Raw genomic sequence first — 543 nt, forward strand, 5'->3', positions numbered from 1 at the left:
CTGTCTTATCATCGATGCGCGCCGCGGGATGCTGATTGACATACACGGTGTCGCTGCCCTGAGCTATCAGCTGCGGCGAATTGTGTTTGGTGCAGGCGACCGTATCGACTTCGGCACGAGACGCCGGGAGTTTTTCGACGAAGACATTGCCGGAACCGGTGACCACCGGGCCAAAGGGCGGCGTCACGCTGTCCACCATCGCGGCGACGCCGCCGGAAATCGCGGCAATCTGATCTTTGAGCAAATAGGTGAGCCCGAACCCGGCCGCCAGCTTGACCGCTCCCACCACCAGCGCCAGTCCCAGCCCACCGGTCAATCCGAGTCCTACGACCACCGCCGCTACCGCTGCGGCGGCCACGGCAAAGGCCGCCGCAGCCACCAGTGCGCCAGCCACCGCGCCCAGCAGCGCGCCCAGAAAGCTGGCGTGTTTGATGGTCTTGCCCGGCGACGTCGGCGGTTTGCCGTGACACGGCTGTGGTCGTTCCGCCGGAGGAACGGGCTGACTCCCCGCATGCATGGCCCCCACGCGGGCCACTCGACTCA

1 protein-coding gene is annotated in these 543 nt (G+C 66.3%); it reads right to left on the minus strand.

Translation table 11 applies throughout. The features are described 5' to 3' along the window. A partial coding sequence (locus AU511_RS17065) for a PAAR domain-containing protein (protein ID WP_205756496.1) occupies window positions 1-543 on the minus strand: 543 nt, incomplete at both ends.

It is taken from the genome of Lonsdalea iberica, from assembly GCF_002111585.1.
Taxonomy (GTDB): Bacteria; Pseudomonadota; Gammaproteobacteria; order Enterobacterales; family Enterobacteriaceae; genus Lonsdalea; species Lonsdalea iberica.